General features: G+C 71.7%; 25 protein-coding genes. 10 read left to right on the top strand and 15 right to left on the bottom strand.

Annotated features, from left to right (window positions below; genetic code table 11):
• Positions 1–30: 30 nt before the first annotated feature.
• From RWE79_RS23025 to RWE79_RS23010, 4 genes are read right to left on the bottom strand one after another with little or no spacing between them, the layout of a single operon-like run.
• Positions 31–1,371: an NADH-quinone oxidoreductase subunit D gene (locus RWE79_RS23025; protein WP_475941956.1), complete on the bottom strand. Its 1,341-nt coding sequence runs from the start codon at positions 1,369–1,371 to the stop codon at positions 31–33.
• On the bottom strand, positions 1,368–2,105 hold the full coding sequence (locus tag RWE79_RS23020) for an NADH-quinone oxidoreductase subunit C (RefSeq protein ID WP_475941955.1): 738 nt from the start codon (positions 2,103–2,105) through the stop codon (positions 1,368–1,370). The genes RWE79_RS23025 and RWE79_RS23020 overlap by 4 nt, the downstream gene beginning before the upstream one ends.
• Entirely contained in the window at positions 2,102–2,656 is a 555-nt protein-coding gene (locus tag RWE79_RS23015) for a NuoB/complex I 20 kDa subunit family protein (protein WP_475941954.1), read from the bottom strand. The genes RWE79_RS23020 and RWE79_RS23015 overlap by 4 nt, the downstream gene beginning before the upstream one ends.
• A gap of 20 nt (positions 2,657–2,676) precedes the next feature.
• Positions 2,677–3,036, bottom strand: coding sequence for an NADH-quinone oxidoreductase subunit A (locus tag RWE79_RS23010; RefSeq protein WP_475941953.1), 360 nt, complete (start codon positions 3,034–3,036; stop codon positions 2,677–2,679).
• Positions 3,037–3,589: 553 nt separating this feature from the next.
• On the opposite strand from RWE79_RS23010, the gene RWE79_RS23005 reads away from it, so the two are divergent.
• Together RWE79_RS23005 and RWE79_RS23000 are read left to right on the top strand one after the other, a co-directional pair.
• Entirely contained in the window at positions 3,590–4,405 is an 816-nt protein-coding gene (locus tag RWE79_RS23005; RefSeq protein ID WP_475941952.1) for a C40 family peptidase, read from the top strand.
• 67 nt (positions 4,406–4,472) lie between these two features.
• Positions 4,473–5,582 carry a baeRF3 domain-containing protein gene (locus RWE79_RS23000; protein WP_475941951.1) on the top strand — a complete coding sequence of 370 codons (1,110 nt, stop codon included), beginning with the start codon at positions 4,473–4,475 and terminating at the stop codon, positions 5,580–5,582.
• Between the two features lie 24 nt (positions 5,583–5,606).
• Here RWE79_RS23000 and RWE79_RS22995 read toward each other — a convergent pair whose 3' ends face one another.
• From RWE79_RS22995 to RWE79_RS22970, 6 genes are all read right to left on the bottom strand, one after another.
• Entirely contained in the window at positions 5,607–6,926 is a 1,320-nt protein-coding gene (locus RWE79_RS22995; protein ID WP_475941950.1) for a geranylgeranyl reductase family protein, read from the bottom strand.
• A gap of 5 nt (positions 6,927–6,931) precedes the next feature.
• Positions 6,932–7,624: a demethylmenaquinone methyltransferase gene (locus RWE79_RS22990; RefSeq protein ID WP_475941949.1), complete on the bottom strand. Its 693-nt coding sequence runs from the start codon at positions 7,622–7,624 to the stop codon at positions 6,932–6,934.
• A 107-nt stretch (positions 7,625–7,731) separates the two neighbouring features.
• Positions 7,732–8,247, bottom strand: coding sequence for an imidazolonepropionase-like domain-containing protein (locus tag RWE79_RS22985; protein WP_475941948.1), 516 nt, complete (start codon positions 8,245–8,247; stop codon positions 7,732–7,734).
• Complete coding sequence (mqnC, locus tag RWE79_RS22980) at positions 8,247–9,446, bottom strand: cyclic dehypoxanthinyl futalosine synthase (RefSeq protein WP_475941947.1); 1,200 nt, start codon at positions 9,444–9,446, stop codon at positions 8,247–8,249. Before mqnC ends, RWE79_RS22985 begins: the two co-directional genes overlap by 1 nt.
• Positions 9,447–9,498: 52 nt before the next feature.
• A complete protein-coding gene (locus tag RWE79_RS22975; RefSeq protein ID WP_475941946.1) occupies positions 9,499–11,007 on the bottom strand; it encodes a serine/threonine-protein kinase in 1,509 nt (502 codons plus the stop codon).
• The gene (locus tag RWE79_RS22970; RefSeq protein WP_475941945.1) at positions 11,007–11,858 is read right to left on the bottom strand and encodes a menaquinone biosynthetic enzyme MqnA/MqnD family protein; all 852 of its coding nucleotides are present in this window, start codon (positions 11,856–11,858) and stop codon (positions 11,007–11,009) included. The genes RWE79_RS22975 and RWE79_RS22970 overlap by 1 nt, the downstream gene beginning before the upstream one ends.
• Positions 11,859–12,146: 288 nt before the next feature.
• Between RWE79_RS22970 and RWE79_RS22965 the strand changes: the two genes are divergently transcribed.
• A complete protein-coding gene (locus tag RWE79_RS22965; protein WP_003984261.1) occupies positions 12,147–12,350 on the top strand; it encodes a cold-shock protein in 204 nt (67 codons plus the stop codon).
• A gap of 82 nt (positions 12,351–12,432) precedes the next feature.
• Here the strand turns inward: RWE79_RS22965 and RWE79_RS22960 are convergent, their stop codons facing one another.
• Both RWE79_RS22960 and RWE79_RS22955 read right to left on the bottom strand, forming a co-directional pair.
• Positions 12,433–14,316 (bottom strand): AMP-dependent synthetase/ligase, encoded by a 1,884-nt coding sequence (locus RWE79_RS22960; RefSeq protein ID WP_475941944.1) that lies wholly within the window; start codon positions 14,314–14,316, stop codon positions 12,433–12,435.
• Positions 14,317–14,462: 146 nt separating this feature from the next.
• Entirely contained in the window at positions 14,463–15,722 is a 1,260-nt protein-coding gene (locus RWE79_RS22955) for an acetyl-CoA C-acetyltransferase (RefSeq protein ID WP_475941943.1), read from the bottom strand.
• A gap of 83 nt (positions 15,723–15,805) precedes the next feature.
• Here RWE79_RS22955 and RWE79_RS22950 point away from each other — a divergent pair, with 83 nt between their 5' ends.
• Positions 15,806–17,101, top strand: coding sequence for a 3-oxoacyl-ACP reductase (locus tag RWE79_RS22950; protein ID WP_475941942.1), 1,296 nt, complete (start codon positions 15,806–15,808; stop codon positions 17,099–17,101).
• Positions 17,102–17,180: 79 nt separating this feature from the next.
• Positions 17,181–18,032 (top strand): MaoC family dehydratase, encoded by an 852-nt coding sequence (locus tag RWE79_RS22945; protein ID WP_475941941.1) that lies wholly within the window; start codon positions 17,181–17,183, stop codon positions 18,030–18,032.
• Here RWE79_RS22945 and RWE79_RS22940 read toward each other — a convergent pair.
• The 3 genes from RWE79_RS22940 to RWE79_RS22930 form a co-directional block, all read right to left on the bottom strand.
• A complete protein-coding gene (locus RWE79_RS22940) occupies positions 18,019–18,570 on the bottom strand; it encodes a TetR/AcrR family transcriptional regulator (RefSeq protein WP_475946032.1) in 552 nt (183 codons plus the stop codon). The two genes, RWE79_RS22945 and RWE79_RS22940, sit on opposite strands and share 14 nt — an antisense overlap.
• 40 nt (positions 18,571–18,610) lie before the next feature.
• Positions 18,611–18,904 (bottom strand): DUF4229 domain-containing protein, encoded by a 294-nt coding sequence (locus RWE79_RS22935; protein ID WP_475946030.1) that lies wholly within the window; start codon positions 18,902–18,904, stop codon positions 18,611–18,613.
• Positions 18,905–19,010: 106 nt separating this feature from the next.
• The gene (locus tag RWE79_RS22930; RefSeq protein WP_475941940.1) at positions 19,011–19,547 is read right to left on the bottom strand and encodes an N-acetyltransferase family protein; all 537 of its coding nucleotides are present in this window, start codon (positions 19,545–19,547) and stop codon (positions 19,011–19,013) included.
• Between the two features lie 361 nt (positions 19,548–19,908).
• Here RWE79_RS22930 and RWE79_RS22925 point away from each other — a divergent pair, with 361 nt between their 5' ends.
• From RWE79_RS22925 to RWE79_RS22905, 5 genes are all read left to right on the top strand, one after another.
• On the top strand, positions 19,909–21,225 hold the full coding sequence (locus RWE79_RS22925) for a DUF6716 putative glycosyltransferase (protein ID WP_475941939.1): 1,317 nt from the start codon (positions 19,909–19,911) through the stop codon (positions 21,223–21,225).
• Entirely contained in the window at positions 21,222–22,472 is a 1,251-nt protein-coding gene (locus RWE79_RS22920) for a cytidylyltransferase domain-containing protein (protein ID WP_475941938.1), read from the top strand. The genes RWE79_RS22925 and RWE79_RS22920 overlap by 4 nt, the downstream gene beginning before the upstream one ends.
• Positions 22,469–23,407: an N-acetylneuraminate synthase family protein gene (locus RWE79_RS22915; protein ID WP_475941937.1), complete on the top strand. Its 939-nt coding sequence runs from the start codon at positions 22,469–22,471 to the stop codon at positions 23,405–23,407. Before RWE79_RS22920 ends, RWE79_RS22915 begins: the two co-directional genes overlap by 4 nt.
• Positions 23,407–24,435, top strand: coding sequence for a hypothetical protein (locus RWE79_RS22910; protein WP_475941936.1), 1,029 nt, complete (start codon positions 23,407–23,409; stop codon positions 24,433–24,435). Before RWE79_RS22915 ends, RWE79_RS22910 begins: the two co-directional genes overlap by 1 nt.
• Positions 24,436–24,819: 384 nt before the next feature.
• A complete protein-coding gene (locus tag RWE79_RS22905; RefSeq protein ID WP_475941935.1) occupies positions 24,820–25,584 on the top strand; it encodes a sulfotransferase family protein in 765 nt (254 codons plus the stop codon).
• Positions 25,585–25,599 lie beyond the last annotated feature (15 nt).

The following is a 25,599-nucleotide window of genomic DNA, read 5'->3' as shown; positions in this document are numbered from 1 at the left end:
GCTGCACCTCTTGGTTGGCTGACGTGGCACTCACCGGTCGACGCCTCCCATCACGGGGTCGATGGACGCGACGGCGACGATGACATCGGCGACCTGGCCGCCCTCGCACATCGCCGCCATGCTCTGCAGATTGGTGAACGACGGATCGCGGAAGTGCACCCGGAAGGGCCTGGTCCCGCCGTCGCTGACGGCGTGCACGCCGAGTTCGCCCTTGGACGACTCCACGGCCACGTACGCCTGTCCGGCCGGGACCCGGAAGCCCTCGGTCACCAGCTTGAAGTGGTGGATCAGGGCCTCCATGGAGGTGCCCATGATCTTCTTGATGTGGTCGAGCGAGTTGCCGAGCCCGTCCGGGCCGAGCGCGAGCTGCGCGGGCCAGGCGATCTTCTTGTCGGCGACCATGACCGGGCCGGGCTGGAGCCGGTCCAGGCACTGTTCGACGATGTCCAGGCTCTGCCGCATCTCCTCCAGCCGGATGAGGAAGCGGCCGTAGGAGTCGCAGCTGTCGGCGGTCGGGACGTCGAACTCGTAGTTCTCGTAACCGCAGTACGGCTGCGACTTGCGCAGGTCGTGCGGCAGTCCGGTGGACCGCAGGATCGGACCGGTGGCGCCGAGGGCCATGCAGCCGGCCAGGTCCAGATAGCCGACGTCCTGCATCCGGGCCTTGAAGATCGGGTTGCCGGTGGCGAGCTTGTCGTACTCGGGAAGGTTCTTGCGGAACTTCTTCACCAGCTCGCGGATCTGGTCGACGGCGCCCGGCGGGAGGTCCTGGGCGAGGCCGCCGGGCCGGATGTACGCGTGGTTCATGCGCAGGCCGGTGATCAGCTCGAAGGCGTCCAGGATGAGTTCGCGGTCCCGGAAGCCGTAGATCATGATCGTGGTGGCGCCGAGTTCCATGCCGCCGGTGGCGATGCACACCAGGTGCGAGGAGATGCGGTTGAGTTCCATCAGCATCACGCGGATGACGGTGGCCCGGTCCGGGATCTCGGTGGTGATGCCGAGCAGCTTCTCCACGGCCAGGCAGTACGCCGTCTCGTTGAAGAACGGGGTGAGGTAGTCCATGCGGGTCACGAACGTGGAGCCCTGGGTCCAGGTCCGGAACTCCATGTTCTTCTCGATGCCGGTGTGCAGGTAGCCGATGCCGCAGCGGGCCTCGGTCACCGTCTCGCCGTCGATTTCGAGGATGAGCCGGAGCACTCCGTGGGTGGAGGGATGCTGGGGACCCATGTTGACGACGATGCGTTCGTCGTCGGCCCTGCCGACCGTCTCGGCCAGCTCGTCCCAGTCGCCGCCGGTGACGGTGAAGACCCGGCCCTCGGTGGTCTCGCGCTCCTCGGCCGGCTGGGGTGCGTGGGGTGCGTGCGTGCTCATGAGTACGACCTCCGCTGGTCCGGAGCCGGGATCTGGGCGCCCTTGTACTCGACGGCGATGCCGCCGAGGGGATAGTCCTTGCGCTGCGGATGGCCCTGCCAGTCGTCCGGCATCATGATCCGGGTGAGCGCGGGGTGGCCGTCGAAGATCAGCCCGAAGAAGTCGTAGACCTCGCGCTCGTGCCAGTCGTTGGTCGGGTAGACCGGCACGACCGACGGGATGTGCGGGTCGGCGTCGGGCGCCGAGACCTCCAGCCGGATCAGCCGGTTGTGGGTGATCGAGCGCAGGTGGTAGACGGCGTGCAGCTCGCGGCCCTTGTCCTCGGGGAAGTGGACGGCGCTCACGCCCGTACAGAGCTCGAAGCGCAGCGCGGGGTCGTCGCGCAGGGTCCTGGCCACCAGCGGCAGGTGCTCCCGGGCGATGTGGAAGGTGAGCTCGTCGCGGTCGACGACGGTCTTCTCGATCGCGTTGTCCGGGAGGAGGTCCTGCTCCTCCAGGGCGCCTTCCAGCTCGTCGGCGACCTCGTCGAACCAGCCCCCGTACGGGCGGGCGGTGGCCCCGGGCAGCCGCACGGTCCGCACCAGGCCGCCGTAGCCGGAGGTGTCGCCGCCGTTGTGGGCGCCGAACATGCCGCGCTGGACGCGGATGGCCTCGCCGTGGTCGGAGCGCTGGCCGGGGAGGTTCTCGGACTGCACGTCCCGGTCCGGGTTCGGCCGGTCGGAGGACTCGCTCATCGCAGCAGCCCCTTCATCTCGATGGTGGGGAGCGCCTTGAGGGCCGCTTCCTCCGCCTCGCGGGCCGCCTGCTCGCGGTTCACGCCGAGCTTCTCGTGCTGGATCTTCTGGTGGAGCTTGAGGATCGCGTCCATCAGCATCTCGGGGCGGGGCGGACAGCCGGGCAGATAGATGTCGACAGGGACCACATGGTCGACTCCCTGCACGATGGCGTAGTTGTTGAACATGCCGCCGCTCGATGCGCAGACGCCCATCGAGATCACCCACTTCGGGTTCGGCATCTGGTCGTAGACCTGCCGCAGCACCGGCGCCATCTTCTGGCTGACCCGGCCGGCGACGATCATCAGGTCCGCCTGCCGGGGCGAGCCGCGGAAGACCTCCATTCCGAAGCGGGCCAGGTCGTAGCGCCCGGCTCCGGTGGTCATCATCTCGATGGCGCAGCAGGCCAGGCCGAAGGTGGCCGGGAAGACCGACGCCTTCCGCACCCAGCCGGCGGCCGTCTCGACGGAGGTCAGCAGGAAACCGCTCGGCAGTTTCTCTTCAATACCCATGCTGTTCTACTCCCGCCCCTTCAGTCCCATTCCAGGCCGCCGCGGCGCCAGATGTAGGCGTAGGCGACGAAGACGGTGAGCACGAAGAGGAGCATCTCCACGAGCCCGAAGATCCCGAGCGAGTCGAAGGTGACGGCCCAGGGATAGAGGAAGACGATCTCGATGTCGAAGACGATGAAGAGCATCGCCGTGAGGTAGTACTTGATCGGGAAGCGGCCTCCGCCGGCCGGCTGCGGAGTGGGTTCGATACCGCACTCGTACGCCTCAAGTTTGGCCCGGTTGTACCGTTTTGGGCCGATGAGCGAGGCCATGACCACGGAGAAGATCGCGAAGCCGGCCGCGAGGCCGCCCAGCACGAGAATGGGCGCGTAGGCGTTCACCGTCCCCGCTCCTTCCAGTCGACGATGACTGATGACGGACCGTGCCCGGAGATGTGGGCCGCGTCACGAAGATCGCTTCTATGTGAGGCAGTTCACAAGCCCGGACCGCCTGCATCCTACGTCTCCCGGTCTGTGATCTGCGACACGGGGTTCACTCCGGTCTTTGTGATCTACACCACCCGGCGAATGATCATGAAGTCGGATGAGCGGTGATCTTCCCACGCGGCGCACACAAATGATCACCAGAAGTCATAATCCATCGCGTCGCCGCTGGTCGCGAGGGTTGTTGCACTATCAAGAACCCTGCCGCGCAGGCAAATTCGAGATGGACGGGGCCGCGTGGTAGCGCCGGCCACTCATACGGGTGAGCGAACAACGCCCGCACCGACAGGCGGCGGAGCGCGTGAACGCGCGCACGAGGAAATGGACTTGATGTCGCGTTTGCCGGTTATAAGCAAGATCGGAAAACGGATGATAGCGGTACAGCGCCTTCAACTGTGGCGGATCGCACTTTTGTTGAGCCGAAGGCGTGAATGCTGATACCCAAGACTTCATGAGTCCTACGAAGTCCGACACGAGCTCGCATATAAGCCGCCGGCGACACGCCTCGCAGACCGCGACCAACCCCAACTGGGTGCGTCGCGCGGGGATCGCCGGCGGCGTGATAGGCACGCTCGCACTGACCGGGATGTCGGCTCCGGCCAACGCCGACACCGCTGCCAAGGCCGATGACACGACCACCACCGGCAGCATTCCGGTGCTTCCCCTCTCCACGGCCACCACGGCCGGGCAGGCCGTCGACGCGCTGGACCAGACCGCGCTCGACCTCCAGGTCCAGGCCGAGAAGGACGCCGCGTACAAGACGGCCCTCAAGCAGGCCGAGACGGCCAGGCTCCAGGCCGACCGCAAGGCCGCCGCCGCGAAGGCCGCCGCCAAGGCGCGCGCCGCGACGGACACCACCGCCTCCCGTTCCGACGCCCGCACCTCGCTCGCCTCCGTCCCCTCGACGGCCAGCGGCAGCGTCGCCACGGTCATCAGCTTCCTCAAGGCCCAGGTCGGCAAGCCGTACGTCTACGGCGCCACGGGCCCCTCCGCCTTCGACTGCTCCGGCCTGACCAAGGCCGCCTTCGCCACCATCGGCGTGGACCTGCCACGCACCGCCGCCGAGCAGTCCACCGTCGGCACCGCCGTCCCCGTCTCCGACGTCCAGGTCGGCGACCTGCTCTTCTGGGGCGGCCGCGGCTCCGCCTACCACGTCGCCGTCTACGTGGGCAACGGCGAGTACCTGGACGCCGCCAACCCCAGCAAGGGCGTCGTGATCCAGAAGATGGCGTACTACATGCCGACCTCGGCGGTACGCGTCGCGTAGGACGTAACGGGTGCGGACCCGGGGCAGGTGCGTGATGCTGTAGAGGAGCCACCGTCTGGAGGCGCTGATGCACATCACGGACCTGACCTCGGGCACTCTCACCGCACTGCGGGCCCGGCGGCCCTATCCCGCCGTCACCGTGGCCCTGCCGGCCCATCGCCGCCGGCCACTGAACTCCGAGGACCCGGTACGGCTGCGGAATCTGATCGGCGAGGCCAAGCACCGCCTCGAAGCCGATCCCGCCGTGACCCGTGAGGCCCGGATCAACGTCAGCGGGGAACTCGACCGCGCGGTGTCCGAGATCGACCTGCGGCACACCCTGGACGGACTGGCCATCTTCGCCGCGCCGGGTGAGCACGAGGTCTGGGACCTGCCCCGCCCGGTGGCCGAACGCGTCGTGTTCAGCGACACGTACGAGACCCGCAACCTCGTCGCGGCCCGCGAACAGGCACACCCCTACTGGGTGCTGGCCGTGTCCCTGGACCGTACGACGCTGTGGAGCGGCAGCGACGACACCGTGCACCCGGCCCGGGACGGCGGCTTCCCCCTGGAACCGGACCGGACCCAGCCGGACACGGAGCGCCGGGAGCAGATCGGCGACCGCTTCGACGCGCTGCGCGGCGAGGAGGCCCGGCGCTTCTTCCGGCAGGTCGACGCGGCCCTGCAGAACCTGCTGGCCGCCGACCCCCGGCCTGTCTACCTGGTCGGCCTCGCCCACGAACTGGGCCTCCTGGAGGAGGTCGGCACCGCCGCCAGGTCCGCCGCCGCCCGGATCACCAGCGGCGGCCTCACCAACGGCCCCGCCCAGGCCCTCGTCCAGGAACTGCGCCCGGTGCTCGACGCCGAGGCCCGGCACGGCATCGACCAGGTCACCCGGCGCATCGAGGACGCCCAGGGCCGCCGGGTCTTCGCCGCCGGCGTCGACGAGGCCTGGCAGACCGTCCGCGAGGGCCGCATCGACCTGCTGGCCGTCGAGGACGGCTTCCAGCGCACCGTCTGCGTCACCGACAGCCACCTCGTGCCCGCCGACGCCCCCGACGCCGTGGGGATGGCCGCCCGCGAGGACATCGTCGACGAGATCATCGAGGCCACCCTCGACACCGGCGGCGAGGTGGTCTTCCTCCCCGACGGCGCCCTGTCCGCACACGACCACATCGCGGCGGTCCTGCGCTTCTGAAGCGGCCGCGGCCCGGCCACCGCGCTACGCCTTGGGGGCCACCTTCGACAGGCCGTTGATGACGCGGTCCATCGCGTCGCCGCCGGTCGGGTCGGTGAGGTTGGCGAGCAGCTTGAGGGTGAACCGCATCAGCAGCGGGTGGCTGAGCCCGCGCTGGGTGGCGACCTTCATGACCTTCGGGTTGCCGATCAGCTTCACGAAGGCCCGGCCCAGCGTGTAGTAGCCGCCGTAGGTGTCCTTGAGGATGCGCGGATACGCCTGGAGGGCCAGTTCGCGCTGGGCGGGGGTGGTGCGGGCGTGGGCCTGGACGATGACGTCGGCGGCGATCTGGCCGGACTCCATCGCGTAGGCGATGCCCTCGCCGTTGAAGGGGTTGACCAGGCCGCCGGCGTCGCCGACCAGCAGCAGGCCCTTGGTGTAGTGCGGCTGGCGGTTGAAGGCCATCGGCAGGGCGGCACCGCGGATCGGGCCGATCTGGTTCTCCTCGGTGTAGCCCCACTCGGCGGGCATGGAGGCGCACCAGGACTTCAGGACCTCACGCCAGTCCAGCTCCTTGAAGGCGGCGGAGGAGTTGAGGATGCCCAGGCCCACGTTGGACGTGCCGTCGCCCATGCCGAAGATCCAGCCGTAGCCGGGCAGCAGCCGGTCCTGGGGGCCGCGCTTGTCCCACAGCTCCAGCCAGGACTCCAGGTAGTCGTCGTCGTGGCGCGGGGAGGTGAAGTACGTACGCACCGCGACGCCCATCGGGCGGTCCTCGCGGCGGTGCAGACCCATGGCGAGGGAGAGCCGGGTGGAGTTGCCGTCGGCTGCGACCACGAGCGGGGCGTGGAAGGTGACCGGGGTCTTCTCCTCGCCGAGCTTCGCCTCGACGCCGATGATCCGGCCGGTGCGTTCGTCGCGGATCGGGGCGCCGACGTTGCAGCGCTCGTGGAGCCGGGCGCCGGCCTTCTGGGCCTGGCGGGCCAGCACCTCGTCGAAGTCCTCGCGCTTGCGCACGAGTCCGTAGTCGGGGAAGGAGGCCAGCTCCGGCCAGTCGAGCTGGAGGCGGACCCCGCCGGCGATGATGCGCAGGCCCTTGTTGCGCAGCCAGCCGGCCTCCTCGGAGATGTCGATGCCCATGCCGACGAGCTGCTTGGTCGCGCGCGGGGTCAGCCCGTCGCCGCAGACCTTCTCGCGCGGGAAGGCGGTCTTCTCCAGCAGCAGGACGTCGAGCCCGGCCTTGGCGAGGTAGTACGCGGTCGTCGAACCGGCGGGCCCGGCCCCGACGACGATCACATCGGCGCTGCGTTCGGAGGCTGCCTTCTTGGCGGACTCGGTCACGGTCGGGGTCTCCCGTTTCGTCATGGTGCTTACGGCTTGGTGGCGCGGTGCAGGGCGACGATCCCGCCCGTCAGGTTGCGCCAGGCGACCTTGGACCAGCCGGCCCGCTGGAGCTTGGCGGCCAGGGCCGGCTGGTCCGGCCAGGCGCGGATGGATTCGGCGAGGTAGACGTACGCGTCGGGGTTGCTGCTCACCGCGGTGGCGACCGGCGGGAGGGCACGCATCAGGTACTCGGTGTACACGGTGCGGAACACCTTGACGGTGGGGTGGCTGAACTCGCAGATCACGACCCGGCCGCCGGGCCGGGTGACCCGCAGCAGCTCGCGCAGCGCGGCGTCCGTGTCGTGGACGTTGCGCAGCGCGAAGGAGATGGTGACGGCGTCGAACACCCCGTCCGCGAACGGCAGCCGGGTGGCGTCACCGGCGGTCAGCGGCAGGAAGGGATGACGCTTCTTGCCCTCGCGCAGCATGCCGAGCGAGAAGTCGCACGGCACGACCCGCGCCCCGGCCGCGGCGAAGGGCAGCGACGAGGTGCCGGTGCCCGCCCCGAGGTCCAGCACCCGCTCCCCCGGCCGGACGTCCAGCGACCGGGCCACCACCTTGCGCCAGCGGCGGTCCTGTCCGAGGGACAGCACATCGTTGGTGAGGTCGTAGTTGGCGGCGACGTCGTCGAACATCGCGGCGACTTCGTGCGGCTGCTTGTCCAGGGATGCGCGGGTCACTCCGCCATTGTGCCGTGCGGCCCGCCCGGCCTCGGCCGCAGGGTCGTGTCGGCGCGCGACGCGCTCCGCGCGTGCTCGTACGGGCGGCAGCGCGGCCGCCGCGCGGGTCACCGGCTCCGGTACACCAGCCGCCCGCCCAGCACGGTGGCCAGGCAGCGGCCGTCCGGGGCGAGGACCGCGAAGTCGGCGGCGTCGTCCGGCGCCAGGGCGCGGGGGCCGGGCGGGCCGACGCGGATACCGCAGCGCTGCACGGCGGAGCGGACCGTCGGGCGGGTGAAGGGGCCGGCGAGCGCCGTGGTCCCGGACGCCAGGAGCCGCTGGACGCCGCGCCGGGCGCTGGCGCCCCAGCGGCTGTCGGTGGGCGCCAGCGCGGTGAGCGCGGCGCCGGTCAGCGGTTCGGTGCCCAGCTCGTCCGCCTCCCGGGGGTCGGGCCAGTAGGCGTGCTCCAGCAGCGCGACGGCGTCCGGTTCATGGCGCCCGGGGGTGAGCACCCCGGGCCAGTCGCGGACCCGGACCCGGTCGCCGTACCGCGTGAGCAGTTCCGCGACCGGGCCGACGGCGGCGAGGCGGCCGCCGGAGATCACCACGGCCCGCCCGTCGGTGCCGGTGTGCAGGGTGAGCATCAGCTCGCGTCGATCAGCTTCAGCTCGGGGTGGGCGGTGCCGCCCTCGATCGCGGTCGAGGAGAAGTGGGAGACGACGTGGTCGTTGACCGGGTCGTTCGCCGGGTCGTCGTGGATGACGAGGTGCTCGTAGGTCGTGGCGCGCTGGGCGGGGACGCGGCCGGCGGAGCGGATGAGGTGGATCAGCTCCATCCGGTTGGAGCGGTGCCTGGCGCCCGCCGAGGAGACCACGTTCTCCTCCAGCATCACCGAGCCGAGGTCGTCGGCGCCGTAGTGCAGCGACAGCTGGCCGACCTCCTTGCCGGTGGTCAGCCAGGAGCCCTGGATGTGGGCGACGTTGTCCAGGAAGAGCCGCGCGATGGCGATGATGCGCAGGTACTCGAAGAGCGTGGCCTGCGTCTGGCCCTTGAGGTGGTTGTTCTCGGGCTGGTACGTGTACGGGATGAAGGCGCGGAAGCCGCCGGTGCGGTCCTGCACGTCACGGATCATGCGCAGGTGCTCGATGCGCTCGGCGTTGGTCTCGCCGGTGCCCATCAGCATGGTGGAGGTGGACTCCACACCCAGTCCGTGGGCGATCTCCATGATCTCCAGCCAGCGTTCGCCGCTCTCCTTCAGCGGGGCGATCGCCTTGCGCGGGCGGGCCGGCAGCAGCTCGGCGCCGGCGCCCGCGAAGGAGTCCAGCCCGGCGGCGTGGATGCGGCTGATGGCCTCCTCGACGGGCACGCCGGAGATCCGGGCCATGTGCTCGACCTCGGAGGCGCCGAGCGAGTGGATGACCAGCTGCGGGAAGGCCTGCTTGATGGCGGCGAAGTGCTCCTCGTAGTACTCCACGCCGTAGTCCGGGTGATGACCGCCCTGGAACATGATCTGGGTGCCGCCGAGTTCGACGGTCTCGGCGCAGCGGCGCAGGATGTCGTCGAGGTCGCGCGACCAGCCCTTGGCGGTGTCCTTGGGTGCGGCGTAGAAGGCGCAGAACTTGCACGCCGTGACGCACACGTTGGTGTAGTTGATGTTGCGCTCGATGATGTACGTCGCGATGTGCTCGGTGCCGGCGTAGCGGCGGCGGCGTACGGCGTCGGCGGCCGAGCCGAGCGCGTGCAGGGGCGCGGACCGGTAGAGGGCGAGCGCCTCCTCCGGGGTGATGCGGCCGCCTGCGGCGGCACGGTCGAGGACGGACTGGAGGTCGGCGTTCTCGGGCACCGGGCATCCCTTTCGGAGGGTTCGACGGACCGGGCCAGCCTACGCCAGCGGTTCAGCCGCCCGACCTGGCGAGGTCCCCTTCGGGCCGGCCGGCCAGGCCGTCACCGGATGTGTAGTGCAGGGTGCCGTCGGAGTTGAGGGTGAACCGTTCGTCGGCGGAGCCGTCGGAGCAGATCCCCGGATGGGGGTTGGTGCCGCCGCTGGTGTCCAGGACGATCTCCTTGGCGGTGACCTTGCGGAGCTTCCAGTCTCCGCTGCAGTCGTAGGTGGTGCCGAGCAGCGACAGCACGCTGTGGTCGCGGCCGACGACCGCTCCGACCTTTCCCTGCCTGATGGTGATGTCCATGGTGCCGGGCGCCCCGAGGTTCGCGGTGGTGGTGTCGCCCTTCCACCGTCCGACGAAGGCGGCGGGCACCGACGGGCTGCTCGTGGCGGCCGCGTCGCCGGTGCCCTCGTCCGCGCTGCCCCACGGCAGCAGCCACACCGTCAGCCCGGCGGCCGCCGTCACCGCCAGTGCCGCCGCGACGGCGACGGCGGTCCTGCGGCGCCGCGGCCCGGCGGGGGGCGCCGTCGGGGGTTCGTGCCCGGCGGTGGTCGGGGGCAGGGGTACGTAGTCGCTGGGGGCGGGTCCGAAGCCGGGCGGCGGCGCGTCCTGCGGGGCCGCCGCCTCCAGGCTGAGCAGTTCGACCGCGCGGGCGGCCAGCTGGCCGGTGAGCGAGGGCGGCAGCCAGCCCTGCCGTACCAGGAGCGCCGCACCGCCGGGCGCGAGCCGTCCGGCGATCTCGGCCGGAGTGGGCCGAACCGAGGGCTCCTTGGCCAGGCAGGCCTCCGCCACCGCGCGCAACCCGGGCGGCATGCCGTCGAGTTCGGGCTCCTCGTGCGCGACCTTGTACAGGAGTACGGCGGCGCTGTCCCCGCGGAAGGGGCCGCGCCCGGTGGCCGCGTACGCCAGCACCGCGCCGAGCGCGAAGACGTCGCACGGTGGTCCCAGCGGCCGGCCGAGCACCTGCTCGGGCGACATGTAGCCGGGCGAACCGACCACCACGCCGGTGCCGGTGGCACGGGAGGCGGTGGCGTCCATGGCCCGGGCGATACCGAAGTCGATCAGGCGCGGGCCGTCCAGGGCGAGCAGGACGTTGGCGGGCTTGAGGTCGCGGTGGATCAGCCCGAGGCCGTGCACATGGGCCAGGGTCTCGGCCAGCCCGGCGCCCAGGGCCCTGACCCCGGTCTCCGGCAGCGGCCCGGACCCGGCCACCGCGTCGGACAGCGCGGGCCCGGCCACGTATCCGGTCGCGATCCAGGGCACCGGCGACTCGGTGTCGGCGTCGAGCACCGGGGCGCTCCACGCCGCGCCGACTCTTCGGGCGGCCTCGACCTCGCGCCGGAACCTGGTACGGAACTCCGGGTCGTCGGCGAGTTCGGAGCGTACGACCTTGACCGCCACGGTCCGGCCGCCGGGGCTGCGGCCCAGGTACACCCGGCCCATACCGCCCGCGCCGAGGCGCCGCAGCAGCCGGTAGGAGCCGATGACGGTGGGGTCGTTCGCTTCCAGTGGCCGCATTACAGCAGTTCTACCCTCGCCTCCGCCGGAAAGCCGACGCGTCGGGCGAATTCGGCGATGCCGGCGAGCTGCTCGGCGCCGAGGGAGAAGTCCAGGGTGGTGAAGTAGCGCCGGAGGGTGTCGGAGTCGAAGGCCTCCCAGCGGGACGCCTGTTCGGCGACCTTGGCGACCTCCTCCAGCGACAGGTCCCGGGAGGCGAGGAAGGCCTCGTGCACCTCGCGGACGGTCCCGGGCTCCCGGGCGAGGAAGTCGCGGCGGGCGGCCCACACGGCGAAGACGAAGGGCAGGCCGGTCCACTCCTTCCACATCAGGCCGAGGTCGTGGACCTCCAGGCCCAGCCGCGGACCGTCGTGCAGGTAGGCGCGGAGCGCGGCGTCGCCGATCAGGACGGCGGCCTGCGCCTCCTGCATCATCAGCGAGAGGTCGGGCGGGCAGCGGTAGTACTCCGGGGTCACCCCGTAGCGGTCGGCGAGCAGCAACTCGGCCAGGCGCACCGACGTACGGCTGGTGGAGCCGAGCGCGACCCGGGCACCGTCGAGCTGTCCGAGGGGGACCTGGCTGACGATCACGCAGGACATGACGGGGCCGTCGCAGCCCACGGCGATGTCGGGCAGGGCGATCAGCTCGTCGGCGTGCCTGAGGTATTCCATGAGGGTGACCGGACCGATGTCCAGGTCGCCGCGGACCAGTTGGGCGCTGAGCTTCTCCGGAGTGTCCTTGGTCAACTCGAGATCGAGCAGGGCACCCGTCCGGGCGAGGCCCCAGTAGAGAGGCACGCAGTTCAGGAACTGGATGTGCCCGACGCGGGGGCGGGTGGGTCGGCCGGCGGTGTCTGAGGCAGATTTGTCCACATCAGGAGGCTAGTCCGGGCGTCGTTGGATCTTGTGGCCGGGGCCGGTGGACACCCCCGCGCAACCCCCTGGCCGGGCCCGGCTCGGCCCCGCGACACCGTCTCAGAAATCGGATCTTGATGGTCTTCCCCGGCGCCGATCCTGCGTGCTACCTTCTTCGCAAGTTGCAGTTCGGTTTCCCTTGCAGTACAGAGCCTGCGGAGCATGTAACCCGCAGGCTTTTGTAGTTTTCAGACTTCGCAGTAGCAGGTTCTGGAGCAGGGCAACCCTTTGGCCCAAGGAGGGCTTATGGCTACCGGAACCGTCAAGTGGTTCAACGCTGAAAAGGGCTTCGGCTTCATCGCCCAGGACGGCGGCGGCCCGGATGTCTTCGTCCACTACTCCGCGATCAACGCCTCTGGCTTCCGCTCCCTGGAGGAGAACCAGCAGGTGAACTTCGACGTGACCCAGGGCCCGAAGGGCCCGCAGGCGGAGAACGTCACGCCGGTCTGATCGCGGCCTGCTAGCAGTACCGAAGGAGCCCCGTACGGCATCCCGCCGTGCGGGGCTCCTGCATGTACGGGCGGCCGTCCGCTCAGCGGCCGGCCGCGTACAGGGCCTCGATCTTTTCGGCGAAGTCGGTGGTGACCGCCGCGCGCCTGAGCTTCATGGAGGGGGTGAGGTGACCGGAGTCCTCGGTGAAGTCCACCGGCAGGACGGCGAACCGGCGGATGGACTCGGCGCGGGAGACAGTGGAGTTGGCGTCGTCGACGGCCCGCTGGATGTCGGCGAGCAGGTCCGCGTCGGTGGTGACCTCGTGGTGGCCGAGGTCCTCCTTGTGGTGCATGCGCCGCCAGTGGACGAGGCCGTCGGGGTCGAGGGTGACCAGGGCCGCGACGTAGGGGCGGCCCTCGCCGACCACCACGCACTGGGCGACCAGGGGATGGGCCCGCAGCCGGTCCTCCAGGGGGGCGGGGGCGACGTTCTTGCCGCCCGCGGTGATGATGATCTCCTTCTTGCGGCCGGTGATCGTCAGATAGCCGTCGGCGTCGAGCCGGCCGAGGTCACCGGTGGCGAACCAGCCTTGCCGGAGGGCTGGTTCGGCGTCCACGGAGGCGTTCCAGTAGCCGGTGAAGACATGGCCGCCGCTGAGCAGCACCTCGCCGTCCTCGGCGATACGGACGGCCGTGCCGGGCAGCGGCCAGCCGACGGTGCCCGGGCGGGGCGCCAGCGGCGGGGTGACGGTGGAGGCGGCGGTGGTCTCGGTGAGGCCGTACCCCTCGAAGACCTGGATGCCGGCCCCCGCGTAGAAGGTGGTGAGGCGGCGGCCCAGCGGTGAACCGCCGCAGATCACGTAGCGGACCCTGCCGCCGAGGGCGGCCCGGATCCGGCGGTAGACCAGCGGGTCGTACAGCTTGTGGGCGGCCCTGAGCTTCAGGGAGGGGCTGCGGCCGGCCGCCTCGGCCTCCCCGTACGCCCGGGCGACCCGGGCGGCGCGGTCGAAGGAGGAGCCGCGGCCCATCTTCTCCGCGGTGGCGCGGCCGGTGTTGTAGACCTTCTCCAGGACGTACGGGATGGCCAGCAGGAAGGTCGGCCGGAAGCCGGCGAGGTCGGCGAGCAGGTCGTCGGTGGCGATGCTGGGGGCATGGCCGAGGCGGACCCGCGCGCGCAGGCAGCCGACGGCGACCATCCGGCCGAAGACGTGGGAGAGCGGAAGGAACAGCAGGGTGGCGGCGGGTTCGTCGGTCCTGGCCTTGAAGACGGGGTGCAGCAGCTCGATGGCGTTGTCGACCTCGGCGAAGAAGTTGCCGTGGGTGAGCACACAGCCCTTGGGGCGGCCGGTCGTACCCGAGGTGTAGATCAGGGTCGCCACCGTGCCGGGGGTGAGCATGCTGCGGCGGGCCAGGATCTCGTCGTCGGCGATGTCGCGCCCGGCGGTGAAGAGCTGGCCGACGGCGCCGGCGTCTATCTGCCACAGATGCTGGAGCCCGGGGAGCTGCCCGCGTACGCCGGTGATCACCCGGGCCTGGTCGACGGTCTCGACGGCGCAGGCCACCGCGCCGGAGTCGGCCAGGATCCAGGCGGCCTGCGAGGCGGAGGAGGTCGGGTAGATGGGGACGGTGATCAGTCCGGCCGCCCAGGCCGCGAAGTCCAGCAGCGTCCACTCGTAGGTCGTCCGCGCCATGATCGCGAACCGGTCGCCGGGCCGCAGCCCCGCCGCCACCAGGCCCTTGGACACCGCGAGCACCTCGTCCCGGAAGGAGGCCGCGGTGATGTCCAGCCAGCGTCCGCCCGCGTCCTTGCGGCTGAGCAGCACTTCGTCCGGTGCCTCGGCGGCGTTGCCGAACGGGATGTCGGCGAGGCTGCCGTGGGCGACCGGGGGCACCAGCGGCGGGACGGTGACCTGGACGACCCGGTCGTTGCCGAGCAGCTTTTCGGGCTCCACGAGGGCGGGAGCGGAGGCAGGGGCGGCTGACATGGCGGCTCCATGGGCGAGGGAGAAGGCTTGGCGGTACGTACGGCGCCGGGACACGGCGGGCTCGGAGGGGCGGAAGGGCCGGAGGAATGCGGGGCTCCAGGGGCTGGAGAGGCTGGAAGGGAAGGGCTGGAAGGGCTGCCGGGGGCTCAGGGGCGTTCGAGGATCGCGGTGACGCCCTGGCCGCCGGCGGCGCAGACGGAGATCAGGCCTCGGGCGGGCCCGCCGGTCCCGGAGAGCAGCTTGGCCAGGGTCGCCGCGATACGGGCGCCGGTGGCGGCGAAGGGGTGGCCGGTGGCGAGGGAGGAACCGGTGACGTTGAGGCGGGCGCGGTCGACGGTGCCGAGCTTGCGGTCCTCCCAGGCGGCGAGGGTGGCCAGGACCTGGGAGGCGAAGGCCTCGTGGATCTCGTAGAAGTCGAAGTCGGCGAGGGTGAGTCCGGCGCGTTCCAGCATCCGCGGGACTGCGTGCACGGGGGCCATGAGCAGCCCCTCGGCGTCGTCGCCGGTGAAGTCGACGGCCGCCGTCTCGTAGGCGGTGAGGTAGGCGAGCGGCGCGAGGTCGTGCGCGGCGGCCCACTCCTCGCTCGCGAGCAGTACGAGCGCGGCGCCGTCGGTCAGCGGGGTGGAGTTGCCCGCGGTCATGGTGGCGCCGGGCTCGCGGGTGCCGAAGACCGGCTTGAGCCGCGCCAGCTTCTCGGGGGTGGAGTCGGGGCGCAGGTTCTGGTCACGGCGCAGGCCCAGGTACGGGGTGAGGAGGTCGTCGAAGAAGCCCCGTTCGTAGGCGGCGGCCAGGTTCCGGTGGCTGGCGGCGGCCAGTTCGTCCTGCTCGGCGCGGCCGATCCCCCAGCGGCGGGCGGTGATCGCGGCGTGCTCGCCCATGGAGAGCCCGGTGCGGGGCTCGGCGTTGCGCGGGATCTCGGGGACGAGGTGGCGGGGGCGGATCCGGGACAGGATTCTGGCGCGGGCGGTGCCGGACCTGGCGCGGCGGGTGTCGAGGAGGATGCGGCGCAGCCCGTCGTTCAGGGCGAGCGGGGCGTCGCTGGTGGTGTCGGTGCCGCCCGCGATACCGCAGTCGACGGCGCCGAGCGCGATCTTGTTGGCGACGGCGATCATCGCCTGCATGCCGGTGTCGCAGGCCTGCTGGATGTCGTACGCGGGGGTGGCCGGGTCGAGGGCGCTGCCCAGGACGGTTTCGCGGGCGAGGTTGAAGTCGCGGCTGTGCTTGAGGACGGCGCCGGCCACGAACTCGCCCATGCGCTCGCCGGCCAGACCGGTCCTCTCGACCAGGCCGGCCAGGGCCGCGCCCAGCATGTCCTGGTTGGAGGCGGTGGCGTAGGGGCCGTCGGAGCGGGCGAAGGGGATGCGGTTGCCGGCGAGGATCGCGACGCGGCGCGGACTGCTGTTCATGGTGAGGACTCCTAGGCGGGCGTGCTCTTACCTCCGGTAACCTTACTCACGCGTAAATTTACTCCCGAGTAAGGAGAAGGCCAATGGGCGATCGGTACCTGGGTTTCGCGGGCTCGGCGCCCGGCCGCTTCCTGACCCGCCGGCTGGGGCTGCCGCAACCGGTGCCGCTGCGCGGGCCGCTGGAGGGGCCGGTGCTGTCGCTGACCGCGGGCGGGGCGGAGGTGCTCCCCGCGCTGCCGGTGCCGGACGTACGGCACAAGGCCGAGGACGGCGTCTCCTACGCCGGGGTGGTCGTCGACGCGACGGCGGTGGCCTCGGCGGAAGGGCTGAGCGAGGTGTACGCCGCCCTGCACCCCGTCGTCCGGTCCGTCGCGGACCGCGGCCGGGTGGTGGTCCTGGGCGCCGACCCGGACCCGGCCGACCACCACCGGGCCGCCGCCCAGCAGGCCCTGGAGGGGTTCATCCGCTCGCTGGGCAAGGAGATCGGACGCGGCAGGACGGTCCAGCTCCTGCGGCTCGCCGACGGCGCGGGGGCCGCCGAGGCCGAGTCGACGCTGCGCTTCCTGCTCTCCCCCAGGTCGGCCTACGTCTCCGGGCAGGTCGTCCGGATCACCGCCGCCCGGCGGACGGTCACCGGCGCCGGTGACCAGGACGGCCCGCGTACCGCCCTGGTCACCGGCGCCGCCCGGGGCATCGGGGAGGCCGTAGCCACCACGCTCGCCGCCGCCGGGGCCCATGTCGTCTGCCTCGACGTGCCCTCGGCGGCCGACACCCTCGCCGAGGTCGCCCGGCGGATCGGCGGCACCCCGCTGACCGCCGACATCACCGCCCCCGACGCCGGTGAACGCATCGCCGCCGCCGTCCCCGACGGCCTGGACGTCCTGGTGCACAACGCCGGCATCACCCGCGACCGACGGCTCGTCAACATGGCCGCCGACCGCTGGGACTCCGTCATCGACGTCAACCTCGGCAGCGTGCTGCGCACCACCGACGCCCTTCTCGCGGCCGGCGCCCTGCGCGAGGACGCCCGGATCGTCGCCACCGCCTCCATCAGCGGCATCGCCGGCAACACCGGCCAGACCAACTACGCCGCCAGCAAGGCCGGGATCATCGGCTTCGTCCGCGCCCTGGCCCAGGCCCCGGCCGTCACCGCGCGCGGCATCACCGTCAACGCCGTGGCCCCCGGGTTCATCGAGACGGGCATGACCGCCGCCGTCCCGCTGACCATCCGCGAGGCCGGCCGCCGGATGAACTCCCTCGGCCAGGGCGGCCTGCCCGTCGATGTCGCCGAGACCGTCGGCTGGCTCGCCGAGCCCGGTTCGGCCGCCGTCACCGGCCAGGTCGTCCGGGTCTGCGGCCAGAGCCTGCTGGGCGCGTGATGCGGCCCAGGACCCGCACCGGCCCAGCCGCCCGCACCGCCCGCACCGCCCCAGCCGACCCCGCCGGAGGCCTCACCGCATGCCCCTGCTCCTGACCCTCGCCAAGGGCGCCCTCACCGGCCTCGGCAAGCGGCCCTCGCCGCAGGCCGCGCTGCCGGGGACCCGGCTGACCCGGCCCACCGTGCGCATCGACGCCGGGAAGGCGGCCGCGTACGCCGGTGTGTGCGGCTTCCCGCCCCCGGACGGCCACGCGGTACCCGTCACGTATCCGCACATCCTGGGCTTCCCGCTGGCGGCACGGATCATGGCGGCACGCGGCTTCCCGCTGCCGCTGATGGGGCTGGTCCACACCTCGGTGGAGATCGTCCAGCGGCAGCCGCTGCGCACCACCGACCGCCCCGAACTGACCGTTTACGCGGCCGGGTTGCGCCCGCATCACCGCGGCACCGAAGCCGTCCTGGTCACCGAGGTCCGGCTCGGCGGCGCCCTCGTCTGGGAGGACCGCAGCACCTACCTGGCCCGGCACCGGACCATCGGTGAGCGGGTCACCGGTGAGCGGGTCACCGGTGAGCGGGCCACCGAGGCCGGCGACCCGCCGGGCGGACCGCTGCCGGCCGTCGAGGAGTGGGGGCTCGCCGCCGACCTGGGGCGCCGCCATGCCGCCGTCTCGGGGGACTACAACCCGATCCACCTCTACCCGCTCACGGCCCGGCCGCTCGGCTTCTCCCGTCCCATCGCCCACGGGATGTGGACCTTCGCCCGCTGCCTCGCCGCGTACGGCGCCCCGGCCGGCGAGGCGTTCACCGCCCGCGCCGAGTTCAGGGCCCCGGTCCTGCTCCCCGGCCGGGTCACCTACGCCGCCGGCGGCGACGCCTTCGAGCTGCGCGGCGACGACCGGCTGCACCTGCGCGGCACGGTCAGCCCCGTCTGAGCAGGCTCTCCAGCCCCGGCCAGGCGAACTTCATCAGGGTCGACGCGGTGTCCTGGGGCTTGCTCCCCGGCACCGCGTTGGCCCACTCCGCCAGCGACTCGGCCGCGCCCACCAGCGCGTGGGCGACCCCGGCGGCATCGCAGTCGGCCGGGCCCGCGGCGGCCGACACCAACGCGGTGACATACGCGACCAGGCCGGACCGCAGCCGCTCCACGTCGCCGGCGAAGGGCTCGCCCTGCGTACGGGCCTGACGGTAGAGGACCGCCCAGCCGTCCGGGTGCCCGGCGGTGTGCGTGAAGAAGGCCCGCAGGCCGCAGCGGAGCTGCCGCTCGGGATCGTCACCGGGCTCGACGGACTCCCGTACAGCGGCGTCCAGGGCGGCGGCCTCCCGCCGGACGCAGGCGGTGAACAGCTCTTCCTTGGACTTCAGATACAGATACAGCAGCGGCTTGGAGACGCCCGCCACCTCGGCGATCTCGTCCATCGACGTGGCCCGGTAACCGCGCCGGGCGAAGGTCGCCACCGCCGCACCGAGCATCTGCTGCTCGCGTACCGGCCGTGCGACCCGCTTGGCCACGTCAGCTCTGCAAGGCGCGCGCCGCGTCGTCGGCGGCGTCCTCGTGCGACGCCGTGGCGTCGAAGTCGCGCCTGGCCCGCTCCACCCGCTGGGACACCTGGACGGAGGCCTCCTCGCGGGGGCCGCGCAGCAGGACGTAACTGAGCGGGGCACTGATGACGAGCGCGAGCAGCATGACCCACAGCAGGTTGGAGTTGCCCAGACCCGCGGGAAGGACCCGGACGTAGACCAGGCCCCAGACCACCGCGAAGGAGGCGGCGAAGAGTCCGAGGCGGAGCAGCGAATAGCGGAGCATGGCACTCGGCTTCCAGCTCGGCTTCCAGCTCACGGCGGGTTCCCTCTTTCGGTGACGTTCCGGCTACGGCACTGTGCCCGTCAAGTGAAGCACGGCCCGGCCGGGGTCAGGTCAGGGGGAGCCACATCATGACGTCGTCACGGTGGTCGTCGGCGGCGATCCGCAGGCCGTCGGGGACCCGGCCGACCTCCCGGTAACCGCAGCTCCGGTAGAAGTCCTCCAGGCCCATGCCGCCGCGGCAGGTGAGCCGCAGCGCCTCCAGGCCCAGCTTCCGGGCGTGCCGCTCCGCCTCGGCCAGCAGCGCCCGGCCATGGCCGCCGCCCTGGAGGCAGGGCCGGACCATGACCGTGTACAGCCAGCACCAATGACCCGTGGTCCGGCGGGTGTTCAGCGCGAAGAAGGCGGTGGCGGCCAGACGTCCGTCCGGACCGAGGCCCGCGAGGAGCCGCATCCGGCCTTCGGCGAGAGCGGCGGCGTAGCGCTCCACCTCGGCGCGTATCTCGTCCCGGTCGACGGGGATCTCCGCGTATCCGACCGCGCCGCCCGCGTCCGAGACCTCGGCCCACAGCGCGGTGAGCTCGTCCAGGAGGGCGGGGGTCGGCCCGGGGTCGAGGACGAACGTGAGCATCTCCTTGGCTGCCATGACTCCTGAGCCTAGGCGCTGCCCCGCCCGGCCCGCGCCGCCCGGCCCGCGCCGGCCTCCCGCGCCGGCTCCCCGGCGGGCCGGGCCGCGCCCCGGGCGCAGGTCGATACCGGTGGACCACCCTCCGGCAATACCCGGTTTCCCTGCACGTCATCTTGCTGGTCGAGCATGCGTCCACAACGGGGAGGTCTGTTCGGCTCATGAGGCGAACACTCAGATTCTCCTCATCCGGGGCTCAGGCGCACCTCAGGCCTGCCTCATGCCCGCTCCATACCGTCAGCTCACTCCCGCAGCAGCGGGACGCCCCCACAACCTCATCTTCATCACCGGGCTCGCAGCGCCCGCCCGGAAGGGCCGATACGTGACAACAACCCCGCAGCGCGTCGTCGTGCTGGCCGACTCGGACACCCGCTGGAAGTGGGGTGCCTCGGTCGCCCGTCAGATCGCTCCCGAGCACAGGCTCGACGCCTACTTCCTGCGCTCCCGTTCGACCCCGACCGAGCGTCAGCTCGCCGAGGTCGGCATCATGCCCGACACCCAGCGCGAGGTGATCGCGGCCGAGCTGATGGACGACGAGGAACTGGCCGCCGCCGACATCCTGGTCCTCGCCACCGCGGGCGGCACCACCCTCGCCCTGGCCCACAGCCTCGGGCAGAACTGGGAAGGCCGCGCGCACCGGCCGGTCACCGTCACCGGCTATGTCGGGGTTGTGTACGAGAAGATGGTGGACGGCCTGCTCACCCGGGCCGGCATCGACATCGTGATAGCCAACAGCGCCTTCGACGCGGACCGCTTCCGCAACGTCTTCCGGGGCATCGGCATCGACCCGGACACCGTCGTCGAGGCGGCCCTGCCCTTCCTCGGCGGCGCTCCCTACGACCGGCCGGCCGCGTACAGCACCGACCGGCCCTTCACCCTCTGCTTCGCCGTCCAGCCCTCCGTGCCCAAGGGCCGGGGCGCCCGGATACGCCTGCTGGAGCGGGCCGCCGCGCACGCCCGGCGACACCCGGAACGCCTGGTGCTGTTCAAGCTGCGCAGCCTGCCCGGCGAGCACACCACCCATGTCGAGGCGCACCCCTACCAGGTCCTCATCGAGGAACTGGAGGAGCCGGCCCCGGAGAACCTGCAACTGGTCTACGGCAACATGGGCGAGGTCCTGGACCACACCGACCTGCTGGTCACGGTCAGTTCCACGGCCGCCCTGGAGTCCCTGCACCGGGGTATCCCGACCGCGATCCTCACCGACTTCGGGGTCCGCGAGGCCCACGGCAACCACTACTTCGTCAACTCCGGCTGCCTCGCCTCCTGGGCGGACCTCGACGAGGGGATCGTGCCCACCCCGGACCCCGTCTGGGTGGCCGCGCAGGGCGTCGGCAAGAGCAATCCGTACGCCGCCACCCGCGCCCGGATCGCCGTGCTGCGCGAGAACGGCCCGCTGCCGACCCTGCGGACCTTCCACACCCCGCAGCGCAGCTCCTTCTATCTTCCCGAACTCCTCGCCCGGCACGGCCTGGACGAGAAGGGCCGTCCGCTGCCCGTCCCGCTCGGCGACGGCACCGGGCTCGCCGGAGTCATCAGTGCTCCACTGCGGCGAGCGGTGCGCCGCAGTGCCAAGGGCCTCTATCGCGTGGGCCACCAGCGGGTCGCCCCCATGATCCGCCGCTGGGGACAGATATGAACGACCGTCAGCAGCCGCGCGTTCTTGCCGTGATTCCGGCGCGGGGTGGTTCGAAGGGTGTGCCGGGCAAGAATCTGGCGCCTGTTGGCGGGGTGCCGTTGGTGGCGCGGGCGGTGCGGGCGTGCCGTGAGGCGCGGTTGGTGACCGATGTGGTGGTCTCCACCGATGATCCGGCGATCGCTCAGTCGGCTCGTTCGGCCGGCGCGGAGGTGGTGTTGCGGCCGGCCGCGATCGCGGGGGACACCGCGACCAGTGAGGCCGCGGTGCTGCACGCGATGGACGAGCACGAGGCCCGGCACGGGGCCCCGGTCGACGTGGTGCTGCTCGTACAGTGCACCAGCCCGTTCATCACCCCCGAGGAGGTCGAGGGGGTCGCCGCCGCCGTCGTGGAGGAGGGCGCCGACTCGGCCCTGACCGCCGCACCCACCCACGGCTTCATCTGGCGCACCGAGCCCGGCGGCGCCGACGGCGGCACCGGTACCGGCACCGGCACCGGCACCGGCGGCTCGGGCTTCGGCGTCAACCACGACAAGTCCTCCCGCCCCCGCCGCCAGGACCGCCCGCAGGAGTTCCTGGAGACCGGCACCGCCTACGCCATGCGCGCCGACGGTTTCCGTACCGCCGGCCACCGCTTCTTCGGCCGCACCGCGCTCGTACGTACCGACCCGGACCGCGTGCTGGAGATCGACGAGCCCGGCGACCTCGACCGGGCCCGCGCCCTCGCGCCGCTGCTCGACGCCGGTGCCCCCGGGTCCGGCGCGCTGCCCGGCCGGGACGACATCGACGCCGTCGTCCTGGACTTCGACGGCACGCAGACCGACGACCGGGTCTGGATCGACCAGGCCGGCCGGGAGACCGTGGCCGTGCACCGCGGTGACGGCCTGGGCATCGCGGCCCTGCGCCGCGCGGGCCTGAAGCTGCTGATCCTGTCCACCGAGACCAACCCGGTCGTGGCCGCCCGCGCACGGAAGCTGTCCATTCCCGTGCTGCACGGCATCGACCGCAAAGACCTCGCACTCAAGAAGTGGTGCGAAGAGCAGGGCGTGGACCCCCAGCGGGTGCTCTACGCCGGCAACGACGTGAACGACCTGCCCTGTTTCAACATCGTCGGCTGGCCGGTAGCGGTCGCCGACGCCCAACCAGAAGCCCGTGCCGCCGCCAGGACTACCACGACCAAGAACGGCGGACACGGAGCTGTCCGGGAGATAGCCGCGTGGCTTCTCGGAAAGGAACTGTACAAGCGATGACTTCCTCCCCCTCACGAGTTCGCAGGATCGGCGACCGTCTCGTCGGCACCGGTCACCCCGTCTACGTCACCGGCGAGATCGGGATCAACCACAACGGCAGCCTTGAGGACGCCTTCGCGCTGATCGACGCGGCCGTCGTGGCCGGCGCCGACGCCGTCAAGTTCCAGAAGCGCACCCCCGAGATCTGCACCCCCCGCGACCAGTGGGACATCGAGCGCGACACCCCCTGGGGCCGCATGACCTACATCGACTACCGCCACAAGGTGGAGTTCGGTGAGGACGACTACCGCGCCATCGACGAGTACTGCACCAAGAAGAGCATCGACTGGTTCGCCTCCCCGTGGGACGTCGAGGCCGTCGCCTTCCTGGAGAAGTTCGACAACATCCGCGTCCACAAGGTCGCCTCGGCCTCCCTCACCGACGACGAACTGCTGCGCGCCCTGCGCGCCACCGGCAAGACCGTCATCCTGTCCACCGGGATGTCCACCATGAAGCAGATCCGCCACGCGGTGGAGGTCCTGGGCAGCGACAACATCATTCTCTGCCACGCCACCTCGACCTACCCGGCCAAGAACGAAGAGCTCAACCTGCGCATGGTGCACAGCCTGCAGAACGAGTTCCCCAACGTCCCGATCGGCTACTCCGGTCACGAGATCGGCCTGCAGACCACGCTGGCCGCGGTCGCCCTCGGCGCCGTCTTCGTCGAGCGTCACATCACCCTGGACCGCGCCAACTGGGGCTCCGACCAGGCCGCCTCCGTCGAACCCCAGGGCCTGGACCGCCTGGTCCGCGACATCCGCATCATCGAGTCCGCCCTCGGCGACGGCGTCAAGAAGGTCTACGACGGCGAACTCGGCCCCATGAAGAAGCTGCGCCGCGTCCCCGGCATCATCGCCGAACGCGAGGCCGCCGAGGCCGAACTGGCCTCCGCCTGATGAGCCGCACGCTCGCGTTGGTGGAGAGCCCCGCCCAGCTGCTCAACCTGCTGGAGTGGGCACTCGGGGAGCGCCGGGCCGTCGTCGACCCTGGCAGGCTCGACGTCGCGGTCCTCCTCCCCCTCGACGGCACCACCCGGCGACAGCTGGACGCCATGGGGGCGGTCGCCCGCGCCGAGGGCGTCGGCGTGAGCGTGCACGACATCCGCCGTAACCCGGTCACCCTGGCCCGCTGTGTCGCCTCCCTGGCGCCACGGCTGGCCGGGGCCGGCCGGCTGGTGATCGGCGACCCCTTCTCGGGGCTGATCCAGCGCCTGCTGCCGCTGACCCGCGCCCATGAGGTCGTCCTCGTCGACGACGGCACGGCGACCCTGGAGCTGTCCACGCAGCTGCTGGCCGGTGCTCCGCTCGTACGCTGGCACCGCACCGGCCGGGCACCGGCCGCCGCGGTACGCGCCGGCCGCCGGCTCACCCCCGGCCACGGCCGGCGGCTGGAGGTCTTCTCCTCCCTGGCCACCGACCTGCGGCTGCCCCCCGGCGGTGTCGCCTCCGTCAACGGCTACACCTGGACCCGGCGCCGCTACGGCCCGCCCCAGGTGCTGCCGGGGGTCGACCTGGTGGGCACGTCCCTCGCCGAGACCGGCCTGGTCTCGGTCGACCGCTACATCGCCGAGGTCATCACCCTCGCCCACGAGTACGGCATCGACCGCTACCTGGCGCACCGCCGTGAGGACCCGGCCAAGCTCGCCCGCATCGCCGAGGTCGCGGGCGTCGAGATCGTCTCTCCCAACCTTCCCCTCGAACTGGCCCTGCGCTCGGGGCCGGTGGCCCGTACCGTGGTCAGCTTCCCCTCGACCGTGGTGCACACCCTGCCCACCGTGCTGGACGGCACCGGTGTCGAGATCGTCGTCCACGACTCCGTCCAGTCGTGGCTCGAACCGGGCACGTCCGAGCGTGCTGCCGCGTTCCTGGGGGAGGTGACCTCCAGCGCCCGCGCCCGCCACCACCTGGACGCGGTACGGATCTAGGGCGTGTTGCACCGCCTTGCGATCGCACGCACCGGACGCCGCGGAGCCCGCCCTGCGGGCGGACGGCGCTACTTTCTCAACACACCCCAGGACGTCAGAGGGCCGGAGCCGCCCCGGAAAGGCAGGCGTGCTGCGCGTGGGGGCGCTGCGCCTGCCTTTCCGGGGCGGCTCCGGCCCTTTTCCCGTCGGGCGGCGACACAGGAAACCGGGAGCATTTCATGAGGGTACGCCCATAAACATTTCAGGCTGGTCTCATCACGCCTTTATAGCGTCTTTGCCATGCCTTGGAAGAAATCGGCCAATGCCGCATTCGAGAAATGTACCGGCTTCCGGGTCACCCGGGTCCGCTCCGCCGCGGACCGCGCGAGAACGCCGGACGGCCCCGTGTCCACCGCGGCGCGCCCGCCGGCCGACCCGGGGACCGACCGCCTGCTGCGCGCCCCCGTCTTCGTGCTCTCCCCGCCGCGTTCGGGCTCGACGCTGCTGCGGGTCATCCTCAACAGCCACCCCGGCCTGCACGCCCCGATCGAGACGCACGTCCGCCGGCTCTCCGTACGGCCGACCACCGAACCGGCCGTCCAGGCGCTGGAGGCCCTCGGCCACAACGTCGCCGACGTGGAGCACCTCCTGTGGGACCGCATGCTCCACCGCGAACTCCTGCGCAGCGGAAAACACACCCTCGTGGAGAAGACGCCGAGCAATGTCTTCGTCTGGAAGCGGCTCGCCACCTGCTGGCCCGACGCCCGCTTCGTCTTCCTGATCCGGCACCCGTACTCCATCGCCCGGTCCTGGCACGAGGGCAGTCCGGACCAGCGCCCCATGACCGAGGCGGTTCCGCACACCCATAACTACATGGAGTACCTGGAACAGGCCCGTGAGGCACTTCCCGGACTCACCGTCCGGTACGAGGAGCTGACCCGGTCCCCCGAGGCCGAGACCCGCCGCATCTGCGAATTCCTCGGTATCGGATGGGACCCCGGAATGATCGCCTACGGACGTCAGGACCACGGGGACTTCACCAAGGGCATCGGCGACTGGAAGGACAAGATCCGTTCCGGCACGGTCCAGCCGGGCCGGCCGCTTCCCACCGCCGAGGAGATCCCCGAGGGTCTCCGCGCCATCGCCACCGCGTGGGGCTACCTGGGCTGACCGCCGGTACCGCCC

This window comes from Streptomyces sp. RLA131 (assembly GCF_056270125.1).
This window is presented reverse-complemented; position numbering and strand designations above follow the sequence as displayed.